We start from the raw sequence: 15,739 nt of genomic DNA, 5'->3' as shown, positions 1-15,739 counted from the left end.
TTTCGGTGGTCATAGCGTGAGGGAAACGCCCGGTTACATTCCGAACCCGGAAGCTAAGCCTCACAGCGCCGATGGTACTGCAGGGGGGACCCTGTGGGAGAGTAGGACGCCGCCGAACTAATTTTGAAGAAAACCCCCGTAACGGATGAGAATCCTGTTACGGGGGTTTTCTGCGTTCGGTCGAAATCCCCAGCGCACCCCTCTGCACGGCCCCGCGTGTGCGGAGGGTAAGGTCAGGGGGCATCGTTGGCTCGTTTCCCACAGGAGGCCCCCGGGTGGAGGTCCAGGAGACCCGTGTCCAGACGGACCGGGTACTCACCATCCCGAACATCCTCAGCATGGCGCGTCTCGTCGGCGTACCCCTGTTCCTGTGGTTGATCCTCAGGCCCGAGTTCGGCGGGCCCAAGAGCGACGGCTGGGCGCTTCTGGTCCTGATGCTCAGCGGAGTCAGCGACTATCTCGACGGTAAGCTCGCCCGTCGCTGGAATCAGATCAGCAGCCTCGGCCGGCTCCTCGATCCCGCTGCCGACCGGCTTTACATTCTGTCGACGCTGGTAGGACTCACCTGGCGCGAGATTCTGCCCATCTGGTTGACGGCCGTACTGCTTGCCCGTGAACTGGTTCTCCTGGTGATGGTGGGTATCCTCCGCCGGCACGGCTATCCGCCGCCGCAGGTGAACTTCCTCGGCAAGGCCGCGACGTTCAACCTCATGTATGCGTTCCCGCTGCTGCTCCTCAGTGACGGAAGTGGCTGGATCAACACGCTCGCTGCTATTTTCGGATGGGCGTTCGCAGGATGGGGTACAACGCTCTACTGGTGGGCAGGGATCCTGTACGTAGTACAAGTCCGTCGACTGGTCAGGGCGGACTCCACGGCCGATTGAGCTCGCCTTGAGGCGGTATTCGAGGCCAGACCGGTCCGCAACCTGAGATACGCGGGTCCATCCGGACGGGCGAAGTCGGCTAGACAGTCGTCTCTTCAAGGAGGACGCTTCCGACATGAAGGCCGTCGTAATGGCTGGAGGCGAAGGGACACGCCTTCGCCCCATGACCTCGAGTATGCCCAAGCCGCTCCTGCCGGTGGTCAACCGGCCGATCATGGAGCATGTGCTGCGTTTGCTCAAGCGTCATGGGCTCACGGAGACCGTCGTTACCGTTCAGTTCCTGGCGTCGCTCGTCAGGAACTACTTCGGGGACGGCGAGGAGCTCGGAATGGAGCTCACGTACGCCAATGAGGAAAAGCCACTCGGCACCGCCGGCAGCGTGAAGAACGCAGAGGAAGCGCTCAAGGACGACGCTTTCGTTGTGATCTCCGGCGATGCTCTGACCGATTTCGACCTCACCGACCTCATCAATTTCCACAAGGAAAAGGGTGCGTTGGTGACGGTCTGCCTGACCCGCGTTCCCAACCCCCTCGAATTCGGCATCACCATCGTCGACGAGCAGGGAAAGGTCGAGCGCTTCCTGGAGAAGCCGACGTGGGGCCAGGTTTTCTCCGACACCGTGAACACCGGTATCTACGTCATGGAGCCCGAGGTCTTCGACTATGTCGAGGCCGATGTGCCGGTCGACTGGTCCGGTGACGTCTTCCCGCAGCTCATGAAGGAAGGCAAGCCCGTCTACGGCTATATCGCCGAGGGCTATTGGGAGGACGTCGGTACGCACGAGAGCTACGTCAAGGCGCAGGCCGACGTGCTCGAAGGCAAGGTCGACGTGGAGATCGACGGATTCGAGATCTCGCCCGGTGTGTGGGTGGCCGAAGGCGCCGAGGTGCACCCGGACGCGGTGCTGCGTGGTCCGTTGTACATCGGGGACTACGCCAAGGTCGAGGCCGATGTCGAGCTGCGCGAGCACACGGTGGTCGGCTCGAACGTCGTCGTGAAGAGCGGGGCCTTTCTGCACAAGGCCGTCGTCCACGACAACGTGTACATCGGCCAGCACAGCAATCTCCGCGGCTGCGTCATCGGCAAGAACACCGACGTCATGCGGGCCGCCCGCATCGAGGACGGCGCCGTCATCGGCGACGAGTGCCTCGTCGGCGAGGAATCGATCATCCAGGGCAATGTGCGGGTCTATCCGTTCAAGACCATCGAAGCCGGTGCCTTCGTCAACACCTCGGTGATCTGGGAGTCCAGGGGCCAGGCGCATCTCTTCGGTGCCCGCGGCGTCTCCGGCATCATCAACGTCGAGATCACCCCGGAGCTTGCCGTGCGGCTCGCGGGCGCGTACGCGACGACGCTGAAGAAGGGCTCGACGGTCACCACGGCTCGTGACCACTCGCGAGGTGCGCGTGCGCTGAAGCGGGCGGTCATCTCCGCGCTGCAGGCGAGCGCCATCGACGTACGCGACCTGGAGAACGTGCCGTTGCCGGTCGCCCGGCAGCAGACCGCGCGGGGCAGTGCCGGCGGGATCATGATCCGTACGACGCCCGGGGTGCCGGACTCGGTCGACATCATGTTCTTCGACGAGCGCGGGGCGGACCTCTCGCAGGCCAGCCAGCGGAAGCTGGACCGGGTGTACGCGCGGCAGGAGTACCGGCGGGCGTTCCCTGGGGAGATCGGGGACCTGCACTTCCCGTCCAGCGTCTTCGACTCGTACACCGGTTCCCTGCTGCAGAACGTGGACACGACGGGGATCGCCGAGGCGGGGCTCAAGGTCGTCGTCGACGCGTCGAACGGCAGTGCCGGCCTGGTGCTGCCCAGCCTGCTCGGGCGGCTCGGCGTCGACTCGCTGACCATCAACCCCGGGCTCGACGAGTCGCGGCCGACGGAGACACGGGACGCGCGCCGGTCCGGCCTCGTGCGGCTCGGGGAGATCGTGGCGTCGGCGCGGGCCGCGTTCGGTGTCCGGTTCGACCCTGTCGGTGAGCGGCTTTCGCTCGTGGACGAGAAGGGGCGGATCATCGAGGACGACCGTGCGCTGCTTGTCATGCTCGACCTGGTGGCGGCCGAGCGGCGCAGCGGGCGGGTGGCGCTGCCGGTGACCACGACCCGTATCGCCGAGCAGGTCGCCGCGTACCACGGGACCCAGGTGGAGTGGACGACCACGTCGCCCGACGATCTGACGCGGGTCGGACGGGACGAGGGGACGATCTTCGGTGGTGACGGTCGCGGCGGGTTCATCATTCCGGAGTTCAGCTCCGTCTTCGACGGCGCCGCCGCGTTCGTGCGGCTGATCGGGCTCGTGGCGCGCACCCAGCTGACCCTGAGCCAGATCGACGCGCGGATCCCGCGGGCACATGTGCTCAAGCGGGACCTGGCGACCCCGTGGGCGGTGAAGGGCCTGGTGATGCGGCGCGTCGTCGAGGAGGCCGGTGACCGGTCGGTCGACACGACGGACGGGGTGCGGGTCGTCGAGGCGGACGGCCGCTGGGTGATGGTGCTGCCCGACCCGGCCGAGGCCGTCACCCATCTGTGGGCCGAAGGACCCGACGACGCGTCGGCGCAGCAGCTGCTCGACGAGTGGGCCGCGGTCGTGGACAGCGCGGGTCGCTGAGTCCGTCGTACGTGTCGGTCGGCGCCCGTGAAGGGGGCCGATCGGCACGTGGGTGGGGCCATTCGGAGGTAGAGGCCACCACGTGCGACGATGTGCGGCATGCCGCAGCAGCCCCCCGATCGGAGCAGTCCCGCAGGCCCCGTGCGCCCCAGGCGTCCCGACGCGTCCATGTCGCTGCTGACGAACGTGATGGACCACAGCCTCGACGACGGATACGCGGAGGCGGCGGCGCGTAAAAAGGCCGAGGGCAACGGCGGTATGCCGCGCACGCTGCGGGCCAAGCTCGGGCTCGCGGCGGGGCTCGTTCTCGCGGCGCTCGTGGTGACGGTGGGGGCGGCGCAGGCGCGCGTGGCGGCGCCGGTCGTGGCGAAGGAGCGCGAGGAGCTCATCGCCCGTATCGACCGGGAGACGGCCACCGCGGACAAGCTCGAGCGCAAGGTCGACATGCTGCGCAACGACGTGGGCGACCGGCAGCGTGAGGCGCTGAAGAAGCATGGCGGGGACAAGGGCGAGCTGCTCGGTCTGCTCTCCGGGGCCACAGCGGTGCACGGCCCCGGCGTGAAGCTCGTGGTGGACGACGCCAAGGAAGCAGACCAGGGCGGCGGTGGGCCGCGTGAGAGCACCGGCTTCTCCGATACCGGGCGGGTGCGGGACCGGGACATGCAGCGGGTCGTGAACGGACTCTGGCAGTCCGGGGCCGAGGCCGTCGCGATCAACGGGCAGCGGCTGACGGCCCTGTCCGCGATCCGCGCGGCGGGTGACGCGATACTGGTCGACAACAGACCGCTCGTGCCGCCGTACACGGTGCTCGCGGTGGGGGACGGCCGGCGGCTGAGCACCCGGTTCCAGAACAGTCCGGACGGCATGTACCTGCACGCCCTGCAGGAGAACTTCGGGATCAGGACCGCCATTTCGGCCCAGGACGACGTCCGCCTGCCTGCCGCGCCGAGCGTGATCGTACGTACAGCACAGCCGAGAACAGAGAAGGGCACATCGTGATCGCCGTACTGGGCCTCGTCGTCGGAGTCGTGGTCGGACTGTTCGTCCGGCCCGAGGTTCCGGCGGTGGTCGAGCCCTATCTTCCGATCGCCGTGGTGGCGGCCCTCGACGCGGTGTTCGGCGGTCTGCGGGCGATGCTCGACGGGATCTTCGACGACAAGGTCTTCGTCGTCTCGTTCCTGTCGAACGTCGTCGTGGCGGCGCTGATCGTGTTCCTGGGCGACAAGCTGGGCGTGGGCGCGCAGCTGTCCACCGGTGTCGTCGTGGTGCTCGGTATCCGTATCTTCTCCAACGCGGCCGCCATCCGGCGGCACGTCTTCCGGGCGTGACGCGGATGTCCGAGGACGAGAACGAGAACAAGCACGAGATCGAGAACAAGCACGAGATCGAGAACAAGAGCAAGAGCGAGAGCAAGAGCGAGGACACGGGCGAGGGCGAGCCGCACCGTCTGCGCAGGGAACTGCCGGCCGAGGTCGCCCCTGAGGCGGCGGACGACGCGGACGCGCCGGCGGGGACTAAGGACCCGTCCCTGACCGGACGCCAGCGGCTGGCCAAGGGGCTGTGGCCGCCGCGAATCTCCCGGGCGCAACTCATCGTCGCCGTCCTGCTGTTCGTCCTGGGGCTCGGTCTGGCCATCCAGGTGCGGTCCAACAGCGACAGCAGCGCGCTGCGCGGGGCACGCCAGGAAGATCTCGTACGCATCCTCGATGAACTGGATGACCGTACGCAGCGTCTGGGAGATGAGAAGCAGCGTCTCGAGGGGCAGCGCACCGAGCTGGAGAACAGCTCGGACCAGGCCGAGGAGGCCCGCAAGCAGACGGTCGAGAGGGAACGGCAACTCGGCATTCTGGCGGGCACCGTGGCGGCGCAGGGCCCCGGGATCACGCTGACGGTCAGCGACAGGAAGGGCGCGGTGCAGGCGGACATGCTGCTCGACGCGATCCAGGAACTACGGGCAGCGGGCGCCGAGGCGATCCAGGTGAACGACGTCCGGGTCGTGGCCGACACGTATCTGACGGACGCGAGCGGCGGGGGAGTCAGCGTGGACCGCCACAAGATCAGCCAGCCCTACGTCTTCAAGGTCATCGGCAAGCCGCAGGACCTGGAGCCGGCGCTCAACATCCCCGGTGGCGTGGTCCAGACGCTGGAGAAGGAGCAGGCCACGGTTACCGTGGCCCGTGCGCAGAAGATCGTCGTGGACGCCTTGCGACCGGCGAAGCGGCCTGACTACGCTCGGTCGTCCTCCCAGTGAGGCGGGGGTGCATGAGGGCGGTCCGGCGAGGGCATGAGGTTGCGGGGGGTCGGCGCACCGTAAGCGGGGTGCGTGGTGGAAACTGTTTGGCGGATACGGACGTTGTGAGGATGTCTGTACCGCTGATGTACGGCGGTGTGTGCAATCAGGGTTCGTCCTGCCCCACGGGCGGGTCTGTTTCGGTCAAGGGGAATCGCCCGTGAAGTTGTTTGCGAAGTTGTTCGGCAAGAGCGCACGCGAGGACAGCGGTAACGCCGCTGCCAGGCACCGTGCGCCGCGCGCCCAGGACGCCGAGGCGCAGGGGGCGGAGCGCCCGCTGTTCCGTGATGAGGTCGGCGGTCAGGGCGGTGACATTTCGGGCGGACAGGGCGCGTCGTCTGTTGACCCTGCCGCGTCCGGCCGCATAGGTTTCGGGGAACCGTCAACCTCAAGTGCGGGTGGAGGGTTCACCCCCGATCCGCATGCGTCCCATGCCCCCGAGGGGCAGCCGCGGCAGGAGGATCCGTCCATGTCGGCACTGGTGTGTACGAGGTGCGGAAACCGTAACGCCGAGGCGAGCCGGTTCTGCTCCAACTGCGGTGCGCCCCTGCGCGGCGGGGCCGAGCGTCCGTCCGAGACGACCTCGACCATTTCCATTTCGGGCCTTGAGGCCTACGACGCCGAAGTCACCGGTCAGACGCTGTCGCCGGCGCTCTCCCCGGAGGCCCAGGCCGCCGTCGACGCCCTGCCGCTCGGCTCGGCGCTCCTCGTGGTGCGACGCGGTCCGAACTCGGGCAGCCGCTTCCTCCTCGACGGCGAGCTGACCACGGCGGGCCGGCACCCGCAGAGCGACATTTTCCTCGACGACGTGACCGTGTCGCGCCGCCATGTGGAGTTCCGTCGCGGAGCCGACGGCACCTTCACCGTCAGCGACGTGGGCAGCCTCAACGGCACGTACGTCAATCGGGAGCGGATCGACTCGGTCACGCTGTCGAACGGCGACGAGGTGCAGATCGGCAAGTACCGGCTGGTCTTCTACGCGAGCCAGCGGGGCATCTGACCTGTCAGGAAGGTCCATGCTTCAAACACCGAAGGGCGGTGCCGGTCACGGCATCGCCCTCACGGACAGTCGGCTGATGAGCATCGGCACCGTGCTGAACGTGCTGCGCGACGAGTTCCCGGAAGTCACCATCTCCAAGATCAGGTTCCTGGAGGCGGAGGGGCTGATCGAGCCGCAGCGCACCCCCTCGGGGTACCGCAAGTTCGGCCCGGACGACGTCGAGCGACTCGCCCACGTACTGCGCATGCAGCGGGACCACTACCTGCCGCTGAAGGTCATCAAGGAGCAGCTCGACGCCCTGGAGCGGGGAGAGACGATCACGCTGCCCTCTCCCGGGCGGCCGGGTGACGGCGAGGACGGCCGGGGCGGCGAGGGCGGTGACAGCCCGACAGTGGCCCGGGTGGGCCGTGACGAGCTGCTTGCCGCCGCCGGCGTCGAGTCCCCCGAACTCGACGAGTGGGAGTCGTACGGCCTCATCGTGCCGCTGCCGGACGGCGGATACGACGCGGAGGCGGTCACGGTCGCCGAGCTGGTCATGGAACTGGGCCGTTTCGGTATCGAGCCCCGGCATCTGCGGGCGATGAAGGCCGCCGCCGACCGGGAGGCCGGACTGGTCGACCAGGTCGTGGCCCCGCTGCGACGGCACCGCAATCCCCAGACCAGGGCGCACGCGCAGGCCCGTGCGAAGGAGCTCGCGGGGCTGACCGTGAAGCTTCACGGGGCGCTCGTGCAGACCGCGCTCGGCGTGCGTCTGCCCTGATGCAGGCCTGATGTGAGGGGGCCCGCGCGGTGTGCGACCGGCGATCGACGGGTGCCCGACTACCCAAACCTGCCGGGCACGTCCTAGGGTTGCTGTGTGAACGAGCTCGACGTCGTAGGTGTCCGGGTCGAAATGCCCTCCAACCAACCGATCGTGCTCCTGCGTGAAGTGGGAGGCGACCGTTACCTCCCCATCTGGATCGGTCCGGGGGAGGCGACGGCGATCGCCTTCGCACAGCAGGGCATGGCTCCCGCGCGCCCGCTGACGCACGACCTGTTCAAGGACGTGCTGGAGGCAGTGGGGCAGGAGCTCACGGAAGTACGCATCACGGACCTGCGCGAAGGCGTCTTCTACGCGGAACTGGTGTTCGCCAGTGGGGTCGAGGTCAGTGCCCGCCCGTCGGACGCCATAGCGCTCGCGCTGCGCACCGGTACGCCGATCTACGGCAGTGACGGTGTGCTCGACGATGCCGGGATCGCGATCCCGGACGAACAGGAGGACGAGGTGGAGAAGTTCCGCGAGTTCCTCGACCAGATCTCACCCGAGGACTTCGGGACCAACAGTCAGTGACACGGACGAAGTCGGTGACGCGGACGGCCTCCGGAAGGCGGCCGCCGCGCGGGGCCCGGTCGGACCATTCGGCTAGCCTTTCCCCGCGGTGAGGTACGGGAAACCACTCGTAGGGTGATTATCACTCGGCGTGCCGAGTGTGGCGATCGTTGACGCACCCCTGGTGACTGCCTACCGTCGAGAGGGCAGGTCAAAGAGGAGGTCGGCGTGAGAAGCAGCGGCGACGGTACGGCTGGGGGCGGCGGACACAGTCCGGCGGAGAGCGGCCCGTACTCGCTTCACGGCCACGCGGCCGATCACATTCCGCGTCGGCCGACGGTGTTGCCGGCGGTCGTCCGGGGGGATGACGACCCGGCGCCCGAGCAGGTCGGATACCGGGGACCCACCGCGTGCGCGGCGGCCGGGATCACCTATCGGCAGCTGGACTACTGGGCGAGGACCGGCCTGGTCGAGCCGAGTGTGCGGCCCGCCCACGGGTCGGGGACCCAGCGGCTCTACAGCTTCCGGGACGTCGTCGTCCTGAAGATCGTGAAGCGGTTCCTCGACACCGGTGTGTCCCTGCAGAACATCCGTACCGCGGTGCAGCACCTCAGGGAGCGCGGCTTCAGCGATCTGGAGCGGATGACCCTCATGAGTGACGGCGCCACGGTCTACGAGTGCAGCTCGCCGACGGAGGTGCACGACCTGCTCCAGGGCGGTCAGGGCATCTTCGGGATCGCGGTCGGTGTGGTGTGGCGGGACGTCGAGAGCGCCCTGTCGCAGCTGCACGGGGAGCGCATCGACACGGGCGAGACCCTGATGGGGAACAACCCGGCGGACGAGCTGGCGAGGCGGCGCAACCGCGCGGTGTGAGCGGCGCCGATGCGCCTGAAGCCGCATTGTCAGTGCCGTAGGGCAGCATCGGGGATGTGAGAACCGCCCCGACGATTCTGCATCTCGACATGGATGCCTTCTTCGCCTCCGCAGAGCAGGCGGCGAAGCCGAGCCTGCGCGGAAAAGCCGTGGTCGTGGGCGGGCTCGGGCCCCGTGGGGTGGTCGCCACCGCCTCGTACGAGGCCCGGGTGTTCGGGGTCCACTCGGCGATGCCGATGGGGCAGGCACGCCGCCTCGCGCCCAACGCCGCCTATCTCGTGCCGCGCTTCCAGCTGTACCGGGAGGTCAGCGAGCAGGTGATGGGGTTGCTGCGGGGGCTGTCGCCGCTCGTGGAGCCGCTGAGCCTGGACGAGGCGTTCGTCGATCTGGAGGCCGGTGACGTGGCCTGGGACGCCGCGTCGGCGCGGCTGGCCGGTGAGCGGCTGCGGGCCGAGATCAGGGTCGTGACGGGGCTGACCGGCTCGGTGGGTCTCGCTGCCTCCAAGATGCTGGCGAAGATCGCCTCCGAGGAGGCCAAGCCGGACGGGCTCCGGCTGATAGAGCCCGGCACCGAGCGGGCGCTGCTCGGGCCCATGCCGGTGCGCACGCTGCCCGGGGTGGGGCCGGCGACCGGGGACCATCTGCGGCGGGCCGGGATCACCACCGTCGAGGAGATCGCCGAGGCGGGCGAGGACGAGCTCGTACGGCTCCTCGGGAAGTCGCACGGGGCCTCGCTGTACGCCATGGCCCTCGCGCACGACGACCGGCCCGTGGTGGCCGAGCGGGACACGAAGTCGGTGTCGGTCGAGGACACGTACGACGTGGACATCCACGACCGGGTGCGGGTGCGGCTTGAGGTGCAGCGGCTCGCCGAGCGGTGTGTGCAGCGGCTGAAGGGCGCGGAGCGGTCCGGGCGGACCGTCGTCCTCAAGGTGCGGCGCTACGACTTCTCCACGCTGACGAGATCCGAGACGCTGCGCGGGCCCACCGACGACCCCGCCGTGGTGAGCGAGGCGGCCGCGCGGCTGCTGGAGTCCGTGGACACGACGGGTGGGGTGCGGCTGCTCGGGGTCGGGGTGACCGGCCTGGCCGACTACACGCAGGAGGACCTGTTCGCGCAGGCGCGGGCGCAGGCGGAGGCCGACGCGCACGCGGCCGAGGGTGAGGCGGACGGGGCGGGTGGTGCGGTGGAGCAGGGTGAGGCGGCGGCCGAAGAGGTCGTGGAGCCCGCCGACCGGCGCTGGGTGGCGGGGCACGACGTGCGGCACGAGGAGTTCGGGCACGGGTGGGTGCAGGGGAGCGGGCTCGGGAGGGTGACGGTGCGCTTCGAGACGCCGTACTCGGAGCCCGGGCGGGTGCGGACGTTCCGCACCGACGACCCCGCGCTCGTTCCCGCGGAGCCGCTGCCGCTGGTGGCGGAGGGCGACGCGGGGCGGGCCGGGGTGTCGGAGGCGTCGGGTGGCGGGTCGGGCCGGTGACGGGTCAGGTGTCGTCCGGGCCGTTGCCGTTGTTGCTCTTGCCGTTGTTGCTTTTGCCGTTGTTGCTTTTGCCGTTTCCGTTGCCGGCGAGATGGCCGAAGTCGCGGTCCGGCGGGGTATCGAGGTCGTCGGGGGCCGAGATGTGGAGCCCGTAGTGGTGGTAGAGCTGGAGCTCCTGTTCGGGGGAGAGGTGGCGGCCGACCCCGAAGTCGGGGGCGTCCTTGATCAGAGAGCGTTCGAAGGGGATCCGCAGGGTGCCCTCGACCAGTTCGCTCGGCTCCAGGGGGACGAACGCGTCCCGGCTGAACAGGCCGGTCCGTATCGCCGCCCACTCCGGGACGCCGGTCGCGTCGTCGAGGTAGACCTCGTCGACGGTCCCGATCTTGGCTCCGTTGCGGTCGAAGGCCTTGCGGCCGATCAGGTTGCGCGGATCGACATCGGTCTGCACGGGGCCCTCCAGCTGCTCGCAACTCATCCGTAAGCACTAGAAAAGAGCACATTGGAGAAGGCGGCCACTCGAGGCCGGGGGCCTTGTCGCCGCTGGTAGGCTGGCTTACGGCTGCTGACCCTGTGCGGGAGAGTCCTCCGGATGACATCGGAGGACGCCGAAGGAGCAAATCCTCCCCGGAATCTCTCAGGCCCCTGTACCGCACGGACGAGGTCACTCTGGAAAGCAGGGCGGGTGTTCAGGCCTCCGCTCTCACCGACGGTGAAAGCCGGCATGCCCTTCGTCAGGAGGGGCGGGCCGGTGAAACTCTCAGGTTGAGATGACAGAGGGGGAGGCCGTCCGGGCACCCGCGCCGTGGTGCCCCTCGCAGGTCGCAGTGACCAGGAGGCCTCCGCAATGACCGCCAACCGTATTCCGCTCTCCCAGCTGGAGCAGGGAATCCCCTTCGAGCAGCGCCATATCGGTCCGGATGAAGCCGCGCAGGCCAAGATGCTCGCGCAGGTCGGGTACGGCTCGCTCGACGAGCTGACGGCGGCCGCGGTGCCGGACGTGATCAAGAGCGCCGAGGCGCTCGCCCTGCCCGGAGCCCGCACCGAGGCCGAGGTCCTCGCCGAGCTGCGTTCGCTCGCCGACCGGAACCAGGTCCTCGACTCGATGGTCGGCCTCGGTTACTACGGCACGTTCACGCCGCCCGTCATCCTGCGCAACGTCATGGAGAACCCGGCCTGGTACACGGCGTACACGCCCTACCAGCCGGAGATCTCGCAGGGCCGCCTCGAGGCGCTGCTCAACTTCCAGACGATGGTCGCCGAGCTGACGGGCCTGCCGACCTCGGGTGCATCGCTGCTCGACGAGGGCACGGCCGCCGCCGAGGCCATGGCGCTGTCCCGCCGCATCGGCAAGGTCAAGAACGGCGCCTTCGTGGTCGACGCGGACGCGCTGCCGCAGACCATCGCCGTGATCCGGACGCGCGCGGAGCCGACCGGTGTCGAGGTCGTCGTAGCCGACCTGAGCGAGGGCATCCCGGCCGAGGTCGCCGAGCGCGGCGTCGTCGGTGTGCTCGTCCAGTACCCGGGCGCCTCCGGTGCCGTCCGTGACATCAAGCCCGTCATCGAGCAGGCCCACGAGCTCGGCGCGATCGTCACCGTCGCGGCCGACCTGCTCGCGCTCACGCTGCTGACCTCGCCCGGCGAGCTCGGCGCGGACATCGCCGTCGGTACGACCCAGCGCTTCGGTGTCCCGATGGGCTTCGGCGGCCCGCACGCCGGTTACATGGCGGTCCGCGAGAAGTTCGCCCGCAGCCTGCCCGGCCGCCTCGTCGGCGTCTCCGTCGACGCCGACGGCAACAAGGCGTACCGCCTGGCGCTGCAGACCCGTGAGCAGCACATCCGCCGCGAGAAGGCCACCAGCAACATCTGTACGGCTCAGGTGCTGCTCGCCGTCATGGCCGGCATGTACGCCGTCTACCACGGGCCCGACGGCCTCAAGGGCATCGCGCGGCGCACGCACCGGTACGCGACGCTGCTCGCCGCGGGCCTGAAGGCCGGCGGCGTGGAGGTCGTGCACGGCGCGTACTTCGACACCCTGACGGTGAAGGCGCCCGGCAAGGCCGCCGAGATCGTCAGCGCCGCCCGCGTGGGCGGGGTCAACCTGCACCTCGTGGACGCCGACCACGTGTCGATCTCCTGCGACGAGACCACGACGCGCACCCAGCTGGGCGCCGTCTGGACCGCCTTCGGTGTCGAGGCCGACGTCGAGGCGCTCGACGCGGCCGCCGAGGACACGCTGCCCGCGGGTCTCCTGCGCGGCGACGACTACCTCACGCACCCCGTGTTCCACGCGCACCGCTCCGAGACCTCCATGCTGCGCTACCTGCGCAAGCTGGCCGACCGTGACTACGCGCTCGACCGCGGCATGATCCCGCTGGGCTCCTGCACGATGAAGCTCAACGCGACCACGGAGATGGAGCCGGTCACCTGGCCCGAGTTCGGCCAGCTGCACCCCTTCGCGCCCGCCGAGCAGGCCCAGGGCTACCTCACGCTCATCCGTGAGCTCGAGGAGCGCCTCGCGGAGGTCACCGGCTACGACAAGGTGTCGCTCCAGCCAAACGCCGGTTCGCAGGGCGAGCTGGCCGGTCTCCTCGCCGTCCGCGGCTACCACCGCGCCAACGGCGACGAGGGCCGCACCGTCTGCCTCATCCCGTCCTCCGCGCACGGCACGAACGCCGCGAGCGCCGTGATGGCCGGTATGAAGGTCGTCGTCGTGAAGACCGCCGACGACGGCGAGATCGACGTCGAGGACCTGAGGGCCAAGATCGAGCAGTACGCCGACGAGCTCGCCGTCCTGATGATCACCTACCCGTCGACCCACGGTGTGTTCGAGGAGCACGTCGCCGACATCTGCGCCCAGGTGCACGACGCCGGCGGCCAGGTGTACGTCGACGGCGCCAACCTCAACGCCCTGGTGGGCCTCGCCAAGCCGGGCCACTTCGGCGGCGACGTCTCGCACCTCAACCTGCACAAGACGTTCTGCATCCCGCACGGCGGCGGTGGCCCGGGCGTCGGCCCGGTCGGTGTCCGCGCGCACCTCGCGCCGTACCTGCCCAACCACCCGATGCAGCCGGCCGCCGGGCCCGAGACGGGCGTGGGCCCGATCTCCGCGGCTCCGTGGGGCTCCGCGGGCATCCTGCCGATCTCGTGGGCGTACGTGCGTCTCATGGGCGGCGAGGGGCTCAAGCGGGCCACGCAGGTCGCGGTGCTCAGCGCCAACTACATCGCCAAGCGCCTCGAGCCGCACTTCCCGGTGCTGTACACGGGCCCCGGCGGCCTCGTCGCGCACGAGTGCATCATCGACCTGCGGCCGATCAGCAAGGAGACCGGCGTCTCCGTCGACGACATCGCCAAGCGGCTCATCGACTACGGGTTCCACGCGCCGACGATGTCGTTCCCGGTGGCCGGGACGCTGATGATCGAGCCGACCGAGTCCGAGGACCTGACCGAGCTCGACCGGTTCTGCGAGGCGATGATCGCCATTCGCGGGGAGATCGACAAGGTCGGTTCGGGCCAGTGGCCCGCCGAGGACAACCCGCTGCACAACGCGCCGCACACCGCGGCCGCGCTCGGCGGCGAGTGGAGCCACGCGTACAGCCGCGAGGAGGCTGTCTTCCCCGCCGGTGTCGTGGCCGCGGACAAGTACTGGCCGCCGGTCCGCCGCATCGACCAGGCGTACGGCGACCGCAACCTGGTGTGCTCCTGCCCGCCCATGGACGCGTACGAGGACTGATCGGCGCGTGAGCTGACATGAGTCAGGGCCGGTTCCGGGGTTGCCCGGGGCCGGCCCTTTCGTATGTGCTGCCGCGCTGTGTGCTCAGGCCGCGGTCACGATCTGCACCGGGCGGTGCGGCGCGATGATCTGGCCGTTCGGCAGCAGCTCACCGGTGTCCTCGAAGAGCAGGACGCCGTTGCAGAGCAGGCTCCAGCCCTGTTCGGGGTGGTGGGCCACAGGGAGCGCGGCTTCCCGGTCGGCGGAGTCTGCGGACGGGCACGGTGGCTGGTGCTGGCACATGGATGGGATCTTTCCCTGCGAAGTGATGTCGGTGATGGGTGCGATGTAGGCGTCTGTCCTGCGGCTCGAATCGTTGTTCATGGCCGCCCCCCGTTTGTCAGTCGGTCCGGAACCCAGTGTTGCCCCACGGGCGCTGATCCGCAGGTATTTCGTCACAGCGGTCCTCACTCGATGAGGACGCGTCACCCGTGCGGACGGTTCAGCCCAACTGCACTGTCCCTTCGGGTGGTTCGGGGTGGCCGGACCGGGCTAGTCCGGATGGGCAGGACGGGGGGACGGCGGCGCCCCGCGACCGTTCGGCGTCGGTGGCGGGGCGCGTGCCCGAGAGGTCGTTCAGGCGGTCCGGTCGCGTCAGGCGGGTGAGCTCAGGAGGGGTGCGGGGGTCAGCCGGTGGGTGAGGACGGGCAGCAGTTCGGCGACCGGGTGCGGGCGGTGGGCGGCGATTCCGGGCGGCGCGGGCGCGAGCGGGACCAGGAGATCGCCGGCCGCGGGATGTCCGGTGGCGGCGTCGGCGGTGCAGTCGCCGTGCAGCCACAGGGTGAGCATGTACAGCTCCGGGACCGATAGCAGGCGCGGCTGGTAGGCCGCGGGCAGCGACTCGGCCTGGCGCAGGGCGAGTTCGGTGGCCGTGACGTACGGGCCCTCGAAGAAGTGCGAGAACGCCCAGCCGTCCGCCGTCAGCATCGTGTCGGCGGCGGCCACCGCGTGCTCCCCGCAGCGGATCAGGAAGCGCCAGCCGGCGAGCCGGGTCGGCGCGGGTCCCGCGGTCCCCGAGACGCGGTCCAGTACGTGGACGGGCAACGGGAGTTCGGGGCATGCCGGGCCCCGGGCGGAACGCAGTGACGGGGTGCGGGCCTCGCGGACGGCTGTGGGTGAACCGAGGGCCGTCAGGACGGTGCGCAGGGCGGGTGCGGGGGCCGGAGGGACATGCAGCGGCATGGTGGGTCGCCTCTCGTTCGACAGGCACGGTGGATCGAGGCCGTGGCGGGACGGGCGGACGGCGCTGTCAGCTGATCCGGCCAGAGGAGGCGGGGGCGGATACCGCGAGCGCCAACTCTCTGCCTCGTTCGCGGAGTTTATACGACACGCGTTCACGCGGTGTTTCGTCTAGCCGTCGCGAAAATGCCCGGCAAGGCGTTATCCGGTCGCCGAGACGAGGGAAATCTCCCGATTTCCGGCGGGGCCGGGTCCGTGACCTCGGAATCTTCACGGCGAGCGGACGGCCGATTCCTTTCGGTGTTTTTCACGAGGCCCGTGGGAAGCGAAACTTCGGGGTGCCGCA

Annotated in this window: 14 protein-coding genes, 1 rRNA gene and 1 riboswitch; of the genes, 12 read left to right on the top strand and 3 right to left on the bottom strand. The window is 69.3% G+C overall.

All coding sequences use genetic code 11. The features are described 5' to 3' along the window. Position 1 precedes the first annotated feature (1 nt). The 11 genes from rrf to EOT10_RS18145 all read left to right on the top strand — a co-directional run bounded on the left by rrf (position 2) and on the right by EOT10_RS18145 (position 10,445). Positions 2-118, top strand: a 5S ribosomal RNA gene (gene rrf / locus EOT10_RS18195). A gap of 157 nt (positions 119-275) precedes the next feature. Further along, positions 276-884 (top strand): cardiolipin synthase ClsA, encoded by a 609-nt coding sequence (gene clsA / locus EOT10_RS18190; RefSeq protein ID WP_127829260.1) that lies wholly within the window; start codon positions 276-278, stop codon positions 882-884. 115 nt (positions 885-999) lie between these two features. After that, positions 1,000-3,495 carry a mannose-1-phosphate guanyltransferase gene (locus EOT10_RS18185; protein ID WP_127829259.1) on the top strand — a complete coding sequence of 832 codons (2,496 nt, stop codon included), beginning with the start codon at positions 1,000-1,002 and terminating at the stop codon, positions 3,493-3,495. Positions 3,496-3,585: 90 nt separating this feature from the next. Further along, the gene (locus EOT10_RS18180) at positions 3,586-4,494 is read left to right on the top strand and encodes a DUF881 domain-containing protein (RefSeq protein WP_127829258.1); all 909 of its coding nucleotides are present in this window, start codon (positions 3,586-3,588) and stop codon (positions 4,492-4,494) included. Then, positions 4,491-4,823, top strand: a complete 333-nt coding sequence (locus EOT10_RS18175) for a small basic family protein (RefSeq protein ID WP_008749169.1) — start codon at positions 4,491-4,493, stop codon at positions 4,821-4,823. Before EOT10_RS18180 ends, EOT10_RS18175 begins: the two co-directional genes overlap by 4 nt. 5 nt (positions 4,824-4,828) lie before the next feature. After that, entirely contained in the window at positions 4,829-5,746 is a 918-nt protein-coding gene (locus EOT10_RS18170) for a DUF881 domain-containing protein (protein WP_127829257.1), read from the top strand. 82 nt (positions 5,747-5,828) lie between these two features. Further along, the gene (locus EOT10_RS18165) at positions 5,829-6,785 is read left to right on the top strand and encodes an FHA domain-containing protein (protein WP_127829256.1); all 957 of its coding nucleotides are present in this window, start codon (positions 5,829-5,831) and stop codon (positions 6,783-6,785) included. A gap of 16 nt (positions 6,786-6,801) precedes the next feature. Then, positions 6,802-7,545: a transcriptional regulator FtsR gene (ftsR, locus tag EOT10_RS18160; protein ID WP_127829255.1), complete on the top strand. Its 744-nt coding sequence runs from the start codon at positions 6,802-6,804 to the stop codon at positions 7,543-7,545. 96 nt (positions 7,546-7,641) lie between these two features. Then, a complete protein-coding gene (locus EOT10_RS18155) occupies positions 7,642-8,115 on the top strand; it encodes a bifunctional nuclease family protein (RefSeq protein ID WP_006123076.1) in 474 nt (157 codons plus the stop codon). 207 nt (positions 8,116-8,322) lie between these two features. After that, positions 8,323-8,967, top strand: a complete 645-nt coding sequence (locus EOT10_RS18150) for a MerR family transcriptional regulator (RefSeq protein ID WP_127829254.1) — start codon at positions 8,323-8,325, stop codon at positions 8,965-8,967. 56 nt (positions 8,968-9,023) lie between these two features. Beyond that, the gene (locus EOT10_RS18145) at positions 9,024-10,445 is read left to right on the top strand and encodes a DNA polymerase IV (protein ID WP_127829253.1); all 1,422 of its coding nucleotides are present in this window, start codon (positions 9,024-9,026) and stop codon (positions 10,443-10,445) included. Between the two features lie 4 nt (positions 10,446-10,449). On the opposite strand, the gene EOT10_RS18140 is transcribed toward EOT10_RS18145, so the two are convergent. Continuing rightward, positions 10,450-10,893: a PRC-barrel domain-containing protein gene (locus tag EOT10_RS18140; protein ID WP_189491720.1), complete on the bottom strand. Its 444-nt coding sequence runs from the start codon at positions 10,891-10,893 to the stop codon at positions 10,450-10,452. Between the two features lie 115 nt (positions 10,894-11,008). Further along, a riboswitch (glycine riboswitch) is annotated at positions 11,009-11,105 on the top strand. A gap of 184 nt (positions 11,106-11,289) precedes the next feature. Here EOT10_RS18140 and gcvP point away from each other — a divergent pair. Continuing rightward, complete coding sequence (gene gcvP, locus EOT10_RS18135; RefSeq protein WP_127829252.1) at positions 11,290-14,175, top strand: aminomethyl-transferring glycine dehydrogenase; 2,886 nt, start codon at positions 11,290-11,292, stop codon at positions 14,173-14,175. A gap of 84 nt (positions 14,176-14,259) precedes the next feature. Here gcvP and EOT10_RS18130 read toward each other — a convergent pair whose 3' ends face one another. Together EOT10_RS18130 and EOT10_RS18125 are read right to left on the bottom strand one after the other, a co-directional pair. Continuing rightward, positions 14,260-14,457 (bottom strand): DUF5999 family protein, encoded by a 198-nt coding sequence (locus EOT10_RS18130; RefSeq protein WP_127829289.1) that lies wholly within the window; start codon positions 14,455-14,457, stop codon positions 14,260-14,262. A 351-nt stretch (positions 14,458-14,808) separates the two neighbouring features. Continuing rightward, a complete protein-coding gene (locus tag EOT10_RS18125) occupies positions 14,809-15,396 on the bottom strand; it encodes a hypothetical protein (protein WP_127829251.1) in 588 nt (195 codons plus the stop codon). Positions 15,397-15,739 lie beyond the last annotated feature (343 nt).

The sequence above is a fragment of the Streptomyces antnestii genome (assembly GCF_004005495.1).
In the GTDB taxonomy this organism is placed as follows: Bacteria; Actinomycetota; Actinomycetes; order Streptomycetales; family Streptomycetaceae; genus Streptomyces; species Streptomyces antnestii.
The sequence above is the reverse complement of the archived record's forward strand: the minus strand, read 5'-3'. Positions and strand labels throughout refer to the sequence as shown.